Annotated in this window: 13 protein-coding genes; 12 read left to right on the forward strand and 1 reads right to left on the reverse strand. The window is 58.7% G+C overall.

Going from position 1 to position 15,939, the window contains the following annotated elements; all coding sequences use genetic code 11:
* The first annotated feature begins 48 nt into the window (after positions 1 to 48).
* From grpE to AC07XZ_RS20675, 8 genes are all read left to right on the forward strand, one after another.
* Entirely contained in the window at positions 49 to 618 is a 570-nt protein-coding gene (gene grpE / locus AC07XZ_RS20640; RefSeq protein ID WP_085746879.1) for a nucleotide exchange factor GrpE, read from the forward strand.
* A gap of 102 nt (positions 619 to 720) precedes the next feature.
* On the forward strand, positions 721 to 2,637 hold the full coding sequence (gene dnaK, locus AC07XZ_RS20645; protein WP_085746880.1) for a molecular chaperone DnaK: 1,917 nt from the start codon (positions 721 to 723) through the stop codon (positions 2,635 to 2,637).
* A 297-nt stretch (positions 2,638 to 2,934) separates the two neighbouring features.
* Positions 2,935 to 4,059: a molecular chaperone DnaJ gene (dnaJ, locus tag AC07XZ_RS20650; RefSeq protein ID WP_102687344.1), complete on the forward strand. Its 1,125-nt coding sequence runs from the start codon at positions 2,935 to 2,937 to the stop codon at positions 4,057 to 4,059.
* Positions 4,060 to 4,068: 9 nt separating this feature from the next.
* Positions 4,069 to 4,875, forward strand: a complete 807-nt coding sequence (gene dapB, locus AC07XZ_RS20655; RefSeq protein WP_102687345.1) for a 4-hydroxy-tetrahydrodipicolinate reductase — start codon at positions 4,069 to 4,071, stop codon at positions 4,873 to 4,875.
* Positions 4,876 to 5,131: 256 nt separating this feature from the next.
* Complete coding sequence (gene carA / locus AC07XZ_RS20660) at positions 5,132 to 6,268, forward strand: glutamine-hydrolyzing carbamoyl-phosphate synthase small subunit (protein ID WP_007953761.1); 1,137 nt, start codon at positions 5,132 to 5,134, stop codon at positions 6,266 to 6,268.
* A gap of 126 nt (positions 6,269 to 6,394) precedes the next feature.
* Positions 6,395 to 9,616: a carbamoyl-phosphate synthase large subunit gene (gene carB / locus AC07XZ_RS20665; protein ID WP_039769162.1), complete on the forward strand. Its 3,222-nt coding sequence runs from the start codon at positions 6,395 to 6,397 to the stop codon at positions 9,614 to 9,616.
* Positions 9,613 to 10,089 (forward strand): transcription elongation factor GreA, encoded by a 477-nt coding sequence (gene greA, locus AC07XZ_RS20670; protein WP_007953757.1) that lies wholly within the window; start codon positions 9,613 to 9,615, stop codon positions 10,087 to 10,089. The genes carB and greA overlap by 4 nt, the downstream gene beginning before the upstream one ends.
* 28 nt (positions 10,090 to 10,117) lie before the next feature.
* Positions 10,118 to 10,522 (forward strand): MFS transporter, encoded by a 405-nt coding sequence (locus tag AC07XZ_RS20675; RefSeq protein WP_085746882.1) that lies wholly within the window; start codon positions 10,118 to 10,120, stop codon positions 10,520 to 10,522.
* Positions 10,523 to 10,531: 9 nt separating this feature from the next.
* Here AC07XZ_RS20675 and AC07XZ_RS20680 read toward each other — a convergent pair whose 3' ends face one another.
* A complete protein-coding gene (locus tag AC07XZ_RS20680) occupies positions 10,532 to 10,840 on the reverse strand; it encodes a YhbY family RNA-binding protein (protein ID WP_007953753.1) in 309 nt (102 codons plus the stop codon).
* 101 nt (positions 10,841 to 10,941) lie between these two features.
* Between AC07XZ_RS20680 and rlmE the strand changes: the two genes are divergently transcribed.
* From rlmE to glmM, 4 genes are all read left to right on the forward strand, one after another.
* Positions 10,942 to 11,571 carry a 23S rRNA (uridine(2552)-2'-O)-methyltransferase RlmE gene (rlmE, locus tag AC07XZ_RS20685; RefSeq protein ID WP_007953751.1) on the forward strand — a complete coding sequence of 210 codons (630 nt, stop codon included), beginning with the start codon at positions 10,942 to 10,944 and terminating at the stop codon, positions 11,569 to 11,571.
* A gap of 202 nt (positions 11,572 to 11,773) precedes the next feature.
* The gene (ftsH, locus tag AC07XZ_RS20690) at positions 11,774 to 13,681 is read left to right on the forward strand and encodes an ATP-dependent zinc metalloprotease FtsH (RefSeq protein ID WP_011332403.1); all 1,908 of its coding nucleotides are present in this window, start codon (positions 11,774 to 11,776) and stop codon (positions 13,679 to 13,681) included.
* 8 nt (positions 13,682 to 13,689) lie between these two features.
* Entirely contained in the window at positions 13,690 to 14,541 is an 852-nt protein-coding gene (gene folP / locus AC07XZ_RS20695; RefSeq protein ID WP_085685618.1) for a dihydropteroate synthase, read from the forward strand.
* 16 nt (positions 14,542 to 14,557) lie between these two features.
* Positions 14,558 to 15,895 carry a phosphoglucosamine mutase gene (gene glmM, locus AC07XZ_RS20700; RefSeq protein ID WP_085746884.1) on the forward strand — a complete coding sequence of 446 codons (1,338 nt, stop codon included), beginning with the start codon at positions 14,558 to 14,560 and terminating at the stop codon, positions 15,893 to 15,895.
* Positions 15,896 to 15,939 lie beyond the last annotated feature (44 nt).

Below are 15,939 nucleotides of genomic sequence, written 5' to 3' on the forward strand. Positions count from 1 at the left end.
GGCAGAAGCGCGAATCGAACTCGCGGACGATATTGAAAGGAGAATTCTATGGCTGACGAACAGACAGTAGATACGCAAAACCCAGAAGCCAATCAGGCGCCCGAGACTTCGGGTGATGACCTGGCGACCCGTGTACAAGTGCTCGAAGAGCAATTGGCCGCCGCGCAGGATCAATCGCTGCGCGTAGCTGCCGATCTGCAGAACGTCCGCCGACGTGCCGAGCAGGATGTCGAAAAGGCGCACAAGTTTGCGCTGGAAAAATTCGCCGGCGATCTGCTGCCGATCGTCGACAGCCTGGAGCGTGGTCTCGAGCTGTCGAGCCCTGATGACGAAAGCATCCGTCCGATGCGCGAAGGCATCGAGCTGACCCTGAAAATGTTTCACGACACCCTCACGCGCTATCAGCTTGTCGCTGTAAGCCCGCAGGAAGGCGAACCGTTCAATGCCGTGGAGCATCAGGCGATGGCCATGCAGGAAAGTGCTGATCTGGAGCCGAACAGCATTCTGAAGGTGTTCCAGAAGGGCTATCAGCTCAACGGTCGCCTGTTGCGTCCGGCGATGGTCGTGGTCAGCAAGGCGCCGGCGCCAGTTTCGCCTTCGATTGACGAGAAGGCTTGAAATTAGCCGCAAGGCCCCCATTTACAAGTCAAGCGTTTAAGTATTACCGCAGTCAGCCACCACTGCTGCGGCAAAAAAATCCAAAGTTTCGGGAGAGTGAACATGGGCAAAATTATCGGTATCGACCTGGGGACTACCAACTCCTGCGTCTCCGTGCTGGAAAACGGCGTGGCCAAAGTTATTGAGAACGCCGAAGGCGCGCGTACAACGCCGTCGATCATCGCTTACGCCAATGATGGTGAAATTCTGGTGGGTCAGTCCGCCAAGCGTCAGGCTGTGACCAACCCGCACAACACACTGTTCGCAGTGAAGCGCCTGATTGGCCGCCGCTTCGACGAAGAAGTTGTACAGAAAGACATCAAGCTGGTGCCTTACAAGATCGTCAAGGCCAACAACGGTGACGCCTGGGTCGAGGCTTCCGGCAAGCAGATGGCTCCGCCGCAAATCAGCGCCGAAGTCCTGAAAAAGATGAAGAAGACCGCCGAAGACTATCTCGGTGAGGCTGTGACCGAAGCGGTGATCACCGTTCCGGCGTACTTCAACGACAGTCAGCGTCAGGCAACTAAAGATGCTGGCCGCATCGCCGGTCTGGACGTAAAACGTATCATCAACGAACCGACCGCAGCTGCTCTGGCTTACGGTATGGACAAGGCCAAGGGCGATCACACCGTGATCGTTTACGACCTGGGTGGTGGTACCTTCGACGTTTCCGTGATCGAAATCGCCGAAGTTGACGGCGAGCACCAGTTTGAAGTTCTGGCCACCAACGGTGACACCTTCCTGGGCGGCGAAGACTTTGACATGCGCCTGATCGACTACCTCGTCGACGAGTTCAAGAAAGAGTCCGGCATGGACCTGAAGAACGATCCTCTGGCCCTGCAGCGTCTGAAAGAAGCCGCTGAGAAGGCCAAGATCGAGCTGTCTTCTTCGCAGTCGACCGACGTCAACCTGCCGTACATCACAGCAGATGCGACTGGTCCTAAGCACCTGAACGTGAAGATCTCTCGTGCCAAGCTCGAGTCGCTGGTCGAAGACCTGGTGAACCGTACCATCGAGCCGTGCCGTATTGCTCTGAAAGACGCCGGTATCGACGCCAGCAAAATTGACGACGTGATTCTGGTTGGTGGTCAGACTCGTATGCCACTGGTGCAGAAGGCAGTTACCGATTTCTTCGGTAAAGAAGCACGTAAAGACGTGAACCCGGACGAAGCCGTTGCCATGGGTGCTGCGATCCAGGGCGCCGTTCTGGCCGGTGACGTGAAAGACGTTCTGCTGCTCGACGTCAGCCCGCTGACCCTGGGTATCGAAACCATGGGTGGCGTGATGACCGCGCTGATCGAGAAAAACACCACGATTCCTACCAAGAAATCGCAAGTGTTCTCGACGGCCGACGACAACCAGGGCGCCGTGACCATTCACGTCCTGCAAGGCGAGCGCAAGCAAGCCGCACAGAACAAGTCCCTGGGCAAGTTCGACCTGGCCGACATTCCACCTGCTCCACGTGGTGTGCCGCAGATCGAAGTGACCTTCGACATCGACGCCAACGGCATCCTGCACGTAGGTGCGAAGGACAAGGCGACTGGCAAAGAGCAGAAGATCACCATCAAGGCCAACTCTGGTCTGTCGGATGAAGAAATCCAGAAGATGGTGCGCGACGCCGAGCTGAACGCCGAGGAAGACCGCAAGTTCGAAGAGCTGGCCGCTGCCCGTAACCAGGGTGATGCACTGGTTCACTCGACTCGCAAGATGATCGCCGACGCTGGCGACAAAGTGACTGCAGAAGAGAAGACTGCAATCGAAGCGGCTGTGGTTGCCCTGGAAGCTGCCGTCAAAGGCGACGACAAGGCTGCCATCGACGCCAAGGTTGAAGAGCTGTCGAAAGTCTCTGCACCGGTTGCTCAGAAGATGTACGCCGAACAGGCTCAGCCTGCTGAAGGCGCGGCACCGCACGACGAGAAAGCTGAAAAGGCTGACGATGTTGTCGATGCCGAGTTCGAAGAAGTCAAAGACCACAAGTAAGTTGTTGGTCGCCCGGTTGACTGCCTTGCGGCGGTGACTGGTAGGATGTCGCCGCGCGGGAGCTTGCTCCCGCGTTGGCGTATCTGGAATACGCGAATTTTTACAGCATGCGACAAGGTTCGGGTGCTGGCGGTATGGCCGGGAATGCTCCTGCTTTTCGCGCCGCAAATACCGCATGAACCAAAGACCAGGATCGTTGAATTGACGTGAGTTGGGTCCGGGCCTGTATTGGGGCTCAACGAGTTTGGCGAAGCTCAGGAGGGGTTTGCCGAACGTCCTCAAGAGTATGAAGAACTTATGGCTAAGCGTGACTATTACGAAGTGTTGGGTGTTGAGCGCGGCTCAAGCGAAGCAGACCTGAAAAAGGCCTATCGCCGTCTGGCGATGAAGCATCACCCGGACCGTAATCCCGATGACAAAGCGTCGGAAGAACTGTTCAAAGAGGCCAACGAAGCCTACGAAGTGCTGTCCGATTCCAGCAAGCGCGCAGCGTACGACCAGTACGGTCATGCCGGCGTCGACCCGAGCATGGGTGGCGGCGGTGCAGGCTTCGGCGGTCAGAACTTCTCCGACATCTTCGGTGATGTCTTCAGTGACTTCTTCGGTGGCGGTCGCGGCGGTTCCCGTGGCGGCGCCCAGCGTGGCAGCGATTTGCGCTACACCCTGGAGCTGAACCTGGAAGAAGCGGTACGCGGTACTACCGTGAATATCCGCGTTCCGACATTGGTCAATTGCAAACCATGTGATGGATCGGGTGCCAAGAAAGGCTCGTCGCCATCGACGTGCCCGACGTGCGGCGGCATCGGTCAGGTACGCATGCAGCAAGGCTTCTTCTCGGTGCAGCAGACCTGCCCACGTTGCCATGGTCAGGGCAAGATCATTTCCGATCCGTGCGACTCATGCCACGGCGACGGTCGCGTCGAAGAATACAAAACCCTTTCCGTCAAAGTGCCGGCCGGTGTCGACACCGGTGACCGCATTCGTCTGTCCGGTGAAGGCGAGGCGGGCACTCAGGGTGGCCCGACCGGCGACCTGTACGTGGTGATCAATGTCCGCGAACACGACATCTTCCAGCGTGACGGCAAGCATCTGTTCTGCGAAGTGCCGATCAGCTTCGTCGACGCGGCCCTGGGCGGCGAGCTGGAAATTCCGACCCTCGACGGTCGCGTCAAACTGAAGATTCCGGAAGGAACTCAGACCGGCAAGCAGTTCCGCGTACGCGGCAAGGGTGTTGCGCCAGTGCGTGGCGGTGGGGCGGGCGATCTGATGTGCCGTGTGGCCGTCGAAACGCCGGTCAACCTGACCCGTCGTCAACGTGAACTGCTGGAAGAGTTCCGCAGCTCCCTGGCGGACGACAACAGCCACTCCCCGAAAACCACCGGTTGGTTCGACGGTGTGAAACGCTTCTTCGGCGATCTGTAAGGAGTCGGCATGCGACGTATAGCTGTGATGGGCGCTGCCGGGCGCATGGGCAAGATTCTGGTCGAGGCGGTGCAGCAGCGCGCGCCGCTGACCGGTCTGACGGCCGCGATTGTCCGCCCTGGCAGTACGCTGATCGGTGTGGATGCCGGTGAGCTGGCTTCGCTCGGTCGAATCGGCGTGCCGCTGTCCGGGAATCTGGAATCAGTGGCGGAAGAGTTCGATGTGTTGATCGACTTCACCCTGCCGGAAGTGATGCTGAAAAACCTGGCCTTCTGCCGCAAGGCCGGCAAGGCGATGGTGATCGGCACGACCGGGCTGGATGCTGCGCAGAAGCAATTGCTGGCCGACGCGGGCAAGGATATCCCGATCGTCTTCGCCGCCAACTTCAGTGTCGGCGTCAATCTGTCGCTGAAGCTGCTCGACATGGCGGCACGGGTGTTGGCGGATGATGCGGACATCGAAATCATCGAAGCCCATCACCGGCACAAGATTGATGCGCCGTCGGGTACGGCCCTGCGCATGGGTGAAGTGATCGCCAATGCGCTGGATCGTGATCTGCAGAAAGTCGCGGTCTATGGTCGTGAAGGCCACACCGGTGCTCGTGAGCGCGAAACCATCGGTTTCGCCACTGTTCGCGGTGGTGATGTGGTGGGTGATCACACGGTATTGTTCGCCTGCGAGGGCGAGCGACTGGAGATCACGCACAAGGCTTCGAGTCGCATGACGTTCGCCAAGGGCGCGGTGCGTGCGGCGTTGTGGCTGGATGCTCGTGAGTCTGGTTTGTACGACATGCAGGACGTGCTCGACCTGCATTGAGATGTTCTGAAGCCGGCGCAAACGCCCTGTTTGCGCCGGTTTTACTCCGCCGAGCGACGCCCTGTCGCATTCTCCGGCCTTTCGGCCTCATTGACGGTAGACCAAAAATCCCTTTTTCTGTAAGCTACAGCTTTAGTGTGTCCACTAAAAGCGCGCAGAATAATTCAGTGAAGAAGCGGGGTGACGTGTCCATACGTCACTCCGCTTTTTTACAACCTGCGATTGCCCTTTCATGCGTTATTTACGGGAGGTCTTCTTGACTAAGCCAGCCATACTCGCCCTTGCTGATGGCAGCATTTTTCGCGGCGAAGCCATTGGAGCCGACGGTCAGACCGTTGGTGAGGTGGTGTTCAACACCGCAATGACCGGCTATCAGGAAATCCTTACCGATCCTTCCTACGCCCAACAGATCGTTACCCTGACTTACCCGCACATCGGCAACACCGGCACCACGCCGGAAGATGCCGAGTCCGATCGCGTCTGGTCCGCTGGCCTGGTCATCCGTGACCTGCCGCTGGTAGCGAGCAACTGGCGTAACACGATGTCCCTGTCCGATTACCTGAAAGCCAACAACGTTGTGGCGATCGCCGGTATCGACACCCGCCGCCTGACCCGCATCCTGCGTGAAAAAGGCGCACAGAACGGCTGCATCATGGCCGGCGACAACATCTCCGAAGAAGCGGCCATCGCCGCGGCGCAAGGCTTCCCGGGCCTGAAGGGCATGGACCTGGCGAAAGTCGTCAGCACCAAGACCCAATACGAATGGCGCTCCACTGTCTGGGATCTGAAAACCGACAGCCACGCGACCATCGAAGCCTCCGAGCTGCCTTATCACGTGGTTGCCTACGACTACGGCGTCAAGGTCAACATCCTGCGCATGCTGGTCGAGCGCGGTTGCCGCGTGACCGTGGTTCCGGCGCAAACCCCGGCTGCCGACGTACTGGCTCTGAAGCCGGACGGCGTGTTCCTGTCCAACGGCCCTGGTGATCCGGAGCCTTGCGACTACGCGATCAAGGCGATCAAGGAAGTACTGGAAACCGAAATTCCGGTCTTCGGCATCTGCCTCGGCCACCAGCTGCTGGCTCTGGCCTCCGGCGCCAAGACCCTGAAAATGGGCCACGGCCACCACGGTGCCAACCACCCGGTTCAGGATCTGGACACGGGCGTCGTGATGATCACCAGCCAGAACCACGGCTTCGCGGTTGACGAAGAAACCCTGCCAGCCAACGTCCGCGCGATCCACAAATCGCTGTTCGACGGCACCCTGCAGGGTATCGAGCGCACCGACAAGAGCGCGTTCAGCTTCCAGGGTCACCCTGAAGCGAGCCCGGGCCCGAACGATGTGGCCCCTCTGTTTGACCGCTTCATCAACGAGATGGCCAAGCGACGCTAAGCGCTCGCCTTGAGACTGTAGCGAGAAGCACCTCGAGGGCGGCCCCGGAACCGGCGGCCCCCTCGGGACTTCAGAAATCGATCAAGACGGCTTGCCGACTGACCTGCGGATTTGAGTGACAAACCCATGCCAAAACGTACAGACATTAAAAGCATCCTGATTCTCGGCGCTGGCCCGATCGTTATCGGCCAGGCCTGCGAATTCGACTACTCAGGCGCCCAGGCCTGTAAAGCCCTGCGCGAAGAGGGTTACCGCGTCATCCTGGTGAACTCCAACCCGGCCACCATCATGACCGACCCGGACATGGCCGACGCGACCTACATTGAGCCGATCAAGTGGCAGACCGTTGCCAAGATCATCGAAAAAGAGCGTCCGGATGCCGTGCTGCCAACCATGGGCGGCCAGACTGCTCTGAACTGCGCCCTGGACCTGGAGCGCGAAGGCGTTCTGGAGAAGTTCGGCGTAGAGATGATCGGCGCCAACGCCGATACCATCGACAAGGCTGAAGACCGTTCGCGTTTCGACAAGGCGATGAAAGCCATCGGGCTGGAATGCCCGCGTTCCGGTATCGCCCACAGCATGGAAGAAGCCAACGCGGTACTCGAGCGCCTGGGCTTCCCGTGCATCATCCGTCCGTCCTTCACCATGGGCGGCACCGGTGGCGGTATCGCTTACAACCGTGAAGAGTTCGAAGAAATCTGCGCCCGTGGTCTGGACCTGTCGCCAACCAAGGAACTGCTGATCGACGAATCCCTGATCGGCTGGAAAGAATATGAAATGGAAGTTGTCCGCGACAAAAAGGACAACTGCATCATCGTCTGCTCGATCGAAAACTTCGACCCGATGGGCGTGCACACCGGTGACTCGATCACCGTTGCCCCGGCTCAGACCCTGACTGACAAGGAATACCAGATCCTGCGCAACGCCTCGCTGGCGGTACTGCGCGAGATCGGCGTCGAGACCGGCGGTTCCAACGTTCAGTTCGGTATCTGCCCGGACACCGGCCGTATGGTCGTGATCGAGATGAACCCGCGTGTATCCCGCTCGTCGGCTCTGGCCTCGAAAGCCACCGGTTTCCCGATCGCCAAGATCGCGGCCAAGCTGGCCGTCGGTTACACCCTCGACGAACTGCAGAACGACATCACCGGCGGCCGTACCCCGGCGTCCTTCGAGCCGTCCATCGACTACGTCGTGACCAAGCTGCCGCGCTTCGCCTTCGAGAAGTTCGCCAACGCTGACGCGCGCCTGACCACCCAGATGAAGTCGGTCGGTGAAGTCATGGCCATCGGCCGTACCTTCCAGGAATCCCTGCAGAAAGCCCTGCGCGGTCTGGAAGTGGGCGTTTGCGGTCTGGACGAGAAAGTCGACCTGAGCAACCCGGAAAGCATGAGCGTGCTCAAGCGCGAACTGACCGTGCCGGGCGCCGAGCGTATCTGGTACGTGGCGGACGCCTTCCGCGCCGGCATGACCGTCGAAGAAATCTTCGGCATGAACATGATCGATCCTTGGTTCCTGGTACAGATCGAAGATCTGATCAAGGACGAAGAGAAGGTCAAGACCCTCGGTCTGTCCGCTATCGACCGCGACCTGATGTACAAGCTCAAGCGCAAAGGTTTCTCCGACCAGCGTCTGGCGAAGCTGCTGGGCGTCACCGAGAAGAACCTGCGCACTCACCGCCACAAGCTGGAAGTGTTCCCGGTCTACAAGCGCGTCGACACCTGCGCGGCCGAGTTCGCCACCGACACCGCCTATCTGTACTCGACCTACGAGGAAGAGTGCGAAGCTGCGCCGTCCGGTCGCGACAAAATCATCATCCTCGGCGGTGGCCCGAACCGTATCGGTCAGGGCATCGAGTTCGACTACTGCTGCGTACACGCGGCACTGGCGCTGCGCGATGACGGTTACGAGACCATCATGGTCAACTGCAACCCGGAAACCGTTTCCACTGACTACGACACTTCCGATCGTCTGTACTTCGAACCAGTGACCCTGGAAGACGTGCTGGAAATCTGCCGCGTCGAGAAGCCGAAAGGCGTGATCGTCCAGTACGGCGGCCAAACGCCTCTGAAACTGGCTCGTGCTCTGGAAGCAGCCGGCGTGCCGATCATCGGCACCAGCCCTGACGCCATCGACCGTGCCGAAGACCGTGAGCGCTTCCAGCAAATGGTTGAGCGCTTGAACCTGCGTCAGCCGCCAAACGCCACCGTGCGCAGCGAAGACGAAGCTGTTCGCGCAGCCGCGAAGATCGGTTACCCGCTGGTGGTGCGTCCGTCCTATGTACTGGGCGGCCGGGCGATGGAAATTGTTTACAAGGAAGAAGAACTCAAGCGTTACCTGCGTGACGCGGTGCAAGTGTCGAACGACAGCCCGGTGCTGCTCGACCACTTCCTCAACTGCGCCATCGAGATGGACGTGGATGCGGTCTGCGACGGCAAGGACGTAGTGATCGGCGCGATCATGCAGCACATCGAACAGGCGGGCGTTCACTCCGGTGACTCCGCGTGCTCGCTGCCGCCGTACTCGCTGCCGGCGCACATCCAGGACGAGATGCGCGAACAGGTCAAGAAAATGGCCCTGGAACTGGGCGTGGTCGGCCTGATGAACGTTCAGTTGGCGCTGCAAGGCGAAGACATCTACGTCATCGAAGTCAACCCGCGTGCTTCCCGTACCGTACCGTTCGTGTCGAAGTGCATCGGTATTTCCCTGGCAATGGTCGCGGCTCGCGTGATGGCCGGTAAAACCCTGAAGGAAATCGGCTTCACCAAGGAAATCATCCCGAACTTCTACAGCGTGAAAGAGGCGGTGTTCCCGTTCGCCAAGTTCCCAGGTGTTGACCCGATTCTCGGCCCAGAGATGAAATCCACCGGTGAAGTGATGGGCGTCGGCGACACCTTCGGCGAAGCCTTTGCCAAAGCCCAGATGGGCGCCAGCGAAGTGCTGCCGACCGGCGGTACCGCATTCATCAGCGTGCGTGACGATGACAAGCCACTGGTTGCAGGCGTGGCCCGTGATCTGATCAACTTGGGCTTCGAAGTCGTCGCCACTGCCGGCACTGCCAAGCTGATCGAAGCCGCAGGTCTGAAAGTGCGTCGCGTGAACAAGGTGACCGAGGGTCGTCCGCACGTGGTCGACATGATCAAGAATGACGAAGTCACCCTGATCATCAACACCACCGAAGGTCGCCAGTCGATCGCCGATTCCTATTCCATTCGCCGTAACGCCTTGCAGCACAAGATTTACTGCACCACCACCATTGCTGCTGGCGAAGCTATCTGCGAAGCGCTGAAGTTCGGTCCCGAGAAGACCGTACGCCGCTTGCAGGATCTACACGCAGGATTGAAGGCATGAATAAATACCCAATGACCGTCCAGGGCTCCAAGGCCCTGGAAGAAGAGCATGCTCACCTGACCAAGGTCGTTCGTCCGAAGCTCAGCCAGGACATCGGTACGGCCCGCGAGTTGGGTGATTTGAAAGAAAACGCTGAATACCATGCTGCGCGCGAACAGCAAGGCATGGTCGAGGCGCGGATCCGTGACATCGAAGGTCGCCTGCAGAACGCGGTGATCATTGACGTGACGACCATTCCGCACACCGGCAAAGTGATTTTCGGCACTACCGTCGAAATCGCCAACGTCGAGACTGATGAAAGCGTGACTTACCAGATCGTGGGTGAGGATGAGGCGGACATCAAACTCGGCAAGATTTCGGTCGGCTCGCCGATCGCTCGCGCCTTGATTGCCAAGGAAGAGGGCGATACGGTCGTCGTGAAAACGCCAGGTGGCGATATCGAGTACGAGATTGTCGAAGTCCGTCACATCTGAGGGTGGGCGCCCGCTGCATGCGGGCGCGATGCTCTGGCAACTGGCCCAGATGTTGTGGGTCGGTGGCCTGTGGTTGGTACATCTCGGTCTGCGGCCGGTGCTGGGTCGGATTGGCCTGGCTCCGCTGCTGATCGACGAAGTTGCAAGTACGTTTGAAGTGGCGGTAGTGGGTTTTGCCGTCGCGTGTGTGATATTTCAGGCTTTGGTGCTGGTACAGGCCGAGGGCCTTGCCAGTCTATGGCGGGATTTTCGCGGGCAGGTGTTGCTGATGGCGTTGTATGCGTGTGCGATGTTTGTCGCAGTGCGTGTCGGCTGGCCGGATGCGCAGCGCTGGCAGGTGTTCAGCTTTCTTGTGTTGGGTTTTTCCGGGTTGGTGCTGGTATTGCAGCCGGTGCCGGGATGGAGTGGCAGGGTGCGCGAAGCACACCCTTGACCCTTGCCATCACTTGAAGCGATGGACGTTCGACAGCTGCTTGTTGACGCTGAAGTTCTTGCGGTAAATCAGTGCCATCTTGCCGATGACTTGCACCAGATCGGCCTTGCCGGTCTTGCACAGCTCTGCAACGGACGCCAGGCGCGCCTCGCGATCGAGGATGTTGAGCTTGATCTTGATCAGCTCGTGATCTGCCAATGCGCGTTCGAGTTCGGCTAGAACACCCTCAGTCAAACCGTTGTCAGCCACAGTCAGAACTGGTTTCAGGTGGTGGCCAATGGATTTGTACTGTTTCTTCTGCTCTGGAGTGAGCGGCATAATCTGACCCTTTCGTCTGGATTCTGTAAAATGGCGGCCATTTTACCCGAGGGCTCGTGGATCCGCCCAATTAATCACGACCCTAATCAACGAGGTGCCCAATGGCGCGTTCCAAGACAAGCCTTGGTTGGCTGAAAAGACATGTCAATGATCCCTATGTGAAGCAAGCGCAGAAGGATGGCTACCGCTCGCGTGCGAGTTACAAGCTTCTGGAGATCCAGGAGAAATACAAACTGATCCGTCCGGGCATGAACGTCGTCGACCTCGGCGCGGCACCTGGCGGCTGGTCGCAGGTCACCAGCCGGCTGATCGGTGGTCAGGGGCGATTGATCGCCTCGGACATCCTGGAAATGGACAGCATTCCGGACGTGACTTTCATTCAGGGTGACTTCACCGAGGATGCAGTGCTCGCTCAGATCCTTGAGGCTGTGGGTAATTCGCAGGTGGACCTTGTGATTTCCGATATGGCCCCCAATATGAGTGGTACGCCTGAAGTGGATATGCCAAAAGCCATGTTCCTTTGCGAGCTGGCGCTTGATCTGGCGGAGCGGATACTCAAGCCGGGTGGCAATTTTGTGATCAAGATTTTTCAGGGCGAAGGGTTCGATGTTTACCTGAAGGATGCTCGAAAGAAGTTCGACAAGATCCAGATGATCAAGCCGGACTCCTCTCGTGGCAGCTCTCGCGAGCAGTACATGCTGGCTTGGGGCTATCGCGGTCGTAGCGAGTAAAACGAGGTTTTTTGGCGGGGTGATAGGTTTTTCGTATTTCGCCCCGCGCGCATAAGCGAATATTGTGTAGAAAGTGTTTCACAAAGGGTTACAGACGGCGCCTGCCAGAGCTGTAGGTAATGTAGTAAGTTAGGCCGGTGAATATCATGCGAAGCGCGCGCCAGTAGCGGAGCTTGCTTCAGAGGGTAGTTAATTGAACGATATGGCAAAGAATCTGATCCTGTGGTTGATCATCGCGGCTGTCCTGGTGACGGTGATGAACAACTTCTCCAGCCCTAACGAGCCGCAGACCCTCAACTATTCCGACTTCATCCAGCAGGTCAAGGATGGCAAGGTCGAGCGCGTGGCCGTCGACGGCTACGTGATTACCGGCAAGCGCAACGATGGCGACAGCTTCAAGACCATTCGTCCGGCAATTCAGGACAATGGCCTGATCGGCGATCTTGTCGACAACCACGTTGTAGTCGAAGGCAAGCAGCCTGAGCAGCAAAGCATCTGGACCCAGCTTCTGGTGGCCAGCTTCCCGATCCTGGTGATCATCGCGGTGTTCATGTTCTTCATGCGCCAGATGCAGGGCGGTGCGGGCGGCAAGGGCGGGCCGATGAGCTTTGGCAAGAGCAAGGCGCGTCTGCTGTCCGAAGATCAGGTGAAAACCACCCTGGCTGACGTTGCCGGTTGCGACGAAGCCAAGGAAGAAGTGGGCGAACTGGTCGAGTTCCTCCGTGATCCGGGCAAGTTCCAGCGCCTGGGCGGCCGCATTCCTCGCGGCGTGCTGATGGTCGGCCCTCCGGGTACCGGTAAAACCTTGCTGGCCAAGGCGATTGCCGGCGAAGCCAAAGTGCCGTTCTTCACCATTTCCGGTTCCGACTTCGTCGAAATGTTCGTAGGTGTCGGTGCCAGCCGCGTTCGTGACATGTTCGAACAGGCCAAGAAACACGCTCCGTGCATTATCTTCATCGACGAGATCGACGCCGTTGGTCGCCATCGTGGTGCGGGCATGGGTGGCGGTCACGACGAGCGCGAACAGACGCTCAACCAGTTGCTGGTCGAGATGGACGGTTTCGAAATGAATGACGGCATCATCGTCATCGCTGCGACCAACCGTCCTGACGTGCTGGACCCTGCGTTGCTGCGACCTGGTCGTTTCGACCGTCAGGTGGTGGTTGGTTTGCCGGACATCCGTGGTCGTGAGCAGATCCTCAAGGTTCACATGCGTAAAGTGCCAATGGGTGACGACGTTGCTCCGGCCGTTATCGCACGTGGTACTCCGGGGTTCTCCGGTGCCGATCTGGCGAACCTGGTCAACGAGGCTTCGCTGTTCGCCGCCCGTGCCGGCAAGCGCATCGTCGAAATGAAAGAGTTCGAACTGGCCAAAGACAAGATCATGATGGGCGCCGAGCGCAAATCCATGGTCATGTCCGAGAAGGAAAAGCAGAACACCGCTTATCACGAAGCAGGCCACGCCATTGTTGGTCGCGTCGTGCCCGAGCATGATCCGGTCTACAAGGTGTCGATCATCCCGCGCGGTCGTGCGCTGGGTGTGACCATGTTCCTGCCGGAAGAGGATCGCTACAGTCTGTCCAAGCGTGCGCTGATCAGTCAGATCTGCTCGCTGTACGGCGGCCGTATTGCTGAAGAGATGACTTTGGGCTTCGACGGTGTGACCACAGGTGCTTCCAACGACATCATGCGCGCGAGTCAGATTGCGCGGAACATGGTGACCAAGTGGGGTCTGTCGGAAAAACTCGGTCCGTTGATGTACGCCGAAGAAGAGGGTGAAGTATTCCTCGGTCGCGGCGGTGGCGGTCAGAATGCCAGTTTCTCCGGTGAGACAGCCAAGCTGATCGACTCCGAAGTACGCAGCATCATCGATCAGTGCTACGGCACCGCCAAGCAGATCCTTACGGACAATCGCGACAAGCTCGATGCCATGGCGGATGCCCTGATGAAGTACGAGACGATCGATGCCGAACAGATCGACGACATCATGGCCGGTCGTACACCTCGCGAGCCTCGCGACTGGTCGGGCGGTACCGGTACTGGTACGCCTCCTGTCATTCAGGGCGAGCGTCCGGAAACACCGATTGGCGGTCCGGCTGCCGACGTTTAAGGTTTGAAATGACTTCTGTACAGTCCCTGACCCGGTTGCCTTGCGGCAACCGGGTTCTTGATTTGGCCCGGACGCATGTCATGGGCATTCTCAATGTCACTCCCGATTCATTTTCCGACGGTGGCCGATACAGCCAGCTCGATGCGGCCTTGCGTCATGCCGAAGCCATGGTTGCGGCGGGTGCAACGCTGATCGATGTGGGTGGGGAGTCAACCCGGCCCGGCGCGCGGGCGGTTTCTCCATTGGAGGAGCTGGAACGTGTCGCTCCTGTCGTTGAGCTGATCAACCGCGAGCTGGATGTGGTCATATCGGTCGATACGTCCACTCCGGCGGTCATGCGCGAAACAGCGCGGTTGGGTGCCGGTTTGATCAATGACGTTCGTTCGCTACGGCGGGATGGCGCGTTGGATGCTGCTGCTGCCACCGGGTTGCCTGTATGTCTCATGCATATGCTCGGCGAGCCTGGCGACATGCAGGATGATCCGCGTTATCAGGATGTCACCCGGGAAGTGGGCGAATTTCTCGCCGAGCGCATGGCTCAGTGTGAGGTGGCAGGTATTCCGGCCGAGCGGATCATTCTTGATCCGGGCTTCGGCTTCGCCAAAACCCTGCAGCACAATCTAAGCTTGTTCAAGCATATGGAAGCCCTGCATGCGCTGGGGCGGCCACTGTTGGTGGGCGTTTCGCGCAAAAGCATGATCGGTCACGCATTGAATCGCCCGGTGGGCGAGCGTCTATACGGTGGTTTGGCACTGGCTGCACTGGCGTCGGTGAAGGGTGCGCGTATATTGCGCGTCCATGATGTGGCGGAAACGGTGGACGTGGTGCGAATGCTCGCAGCCGTGGAATCAGCCGAATAAGAATGATGGAGCACTTATGAGCAAGAAATATTTTGGTACTGACGGCATTCGTGGTCGTGTCGGGGAATATCCGATTACTCCTGACTTCATGCTCAAGCTCGGCTGGGCTGCCGGCATGGCCTTTCGCAAGATGGGCGCCTGCAAGGTGCTGGTCGGCAAGGACACGCGGATTTCCGGCTACATGTTCGAGTCGGCTCTTGAGGCCGGCCTGACTTCCGCAGGTGCTGATGTGATGCTGCTCGGTCCGATGCCGACTCCGGCCATCGCCTATTTGTCGCGTACATTCCAGGCCGAGGCCGGAATCGTGATCAGCGCATCGCACAATCCGCATGACGACAATGGCATCAAGTTTTTCTCCGGTAGAGGTACCAAGCTGCCTGATGAGCTGGAGCTGATGATCGAAGAGCTGCTCGACACGCCGATGACGGTCGTTGAGTCGAGCAAGATCGGCAAGGTTTCGCGAATCAATGATGCGTCCGGTCGCTATATCGAGTTCTGCAAGAGTTCTGTACCGACGGGTACCAGTTTTTCTGGCCTGAAAATTGTCATCGACTGCGCACACGGAGCGACCTACAAGGTCGCACCGAGCGTTTTTCGTGAGCTGGGTGCCGAAGTCGTGGTGCTGTCCGCGCAGCCCAATGGTCTGAATATCAACGACAACTGTGGCTCCACTCACATGGGGCAGTTGCAGGCGGCGGTGCTGTCGGAGCACGCTGACCTCGGGATCGCATTCGACGGCGATGGCGACCGGGTGTTGATGGTTGATCACACGGGTGCGATTGTTGATGGCGATGAGCTGATCTTCATTATTGCGCGCGATCTGCATGAGCGAGGCAAGTTGCAGGGTGGTGTGGTCGGTACGCTGATGAGCAATCTGGGTCTGGAGCTGGCTCTGGCGGATCTGGGTATTCCTTTTGTGCGTGCAAATGTCGGCGACCGCTATGTGATTGCCGAATTGCTGGAGCGTGATTGGCTGGTCGGGGGCGAGAACTCCGGACATGTCGTCTGCTTCAATCACACGACGACTGGCGATGCGATCATCGCGGCGTTGCAGGTGTTGATGGCGTTGAAAGCCCGTAACGAAGGGTTGGCGCAAACGCGCCAGGCCCTGCGCAAGTGTCCTCAGGTGCTGATCAATGTACGTTTCGGCGGTGGCGACAGCCCGCTTGATCATCCGGCTGTCAAGGAAGCCAGCAAGCGTGTGACCGAGGCGATGGCGGGTCGTGGCCGTGTGCTTTTGCGCAAGTCCGGGACAGAGCCTCTGGTGCGTGTGATGGTCGAAGGTGAGGACGAAACCCAGGTTCGTGGCTATGCCGAAGAACTGGCAAAACTGGTAACTGAAGTTTCTGCCTGATTCGGCTTGCCAGCCATGATTGTGTTGGGTAACATCTGCGCCCA

This window comes from Pseudomonas sp. GW458-11-26-14-LB4, from assembly GCF_059423925.1.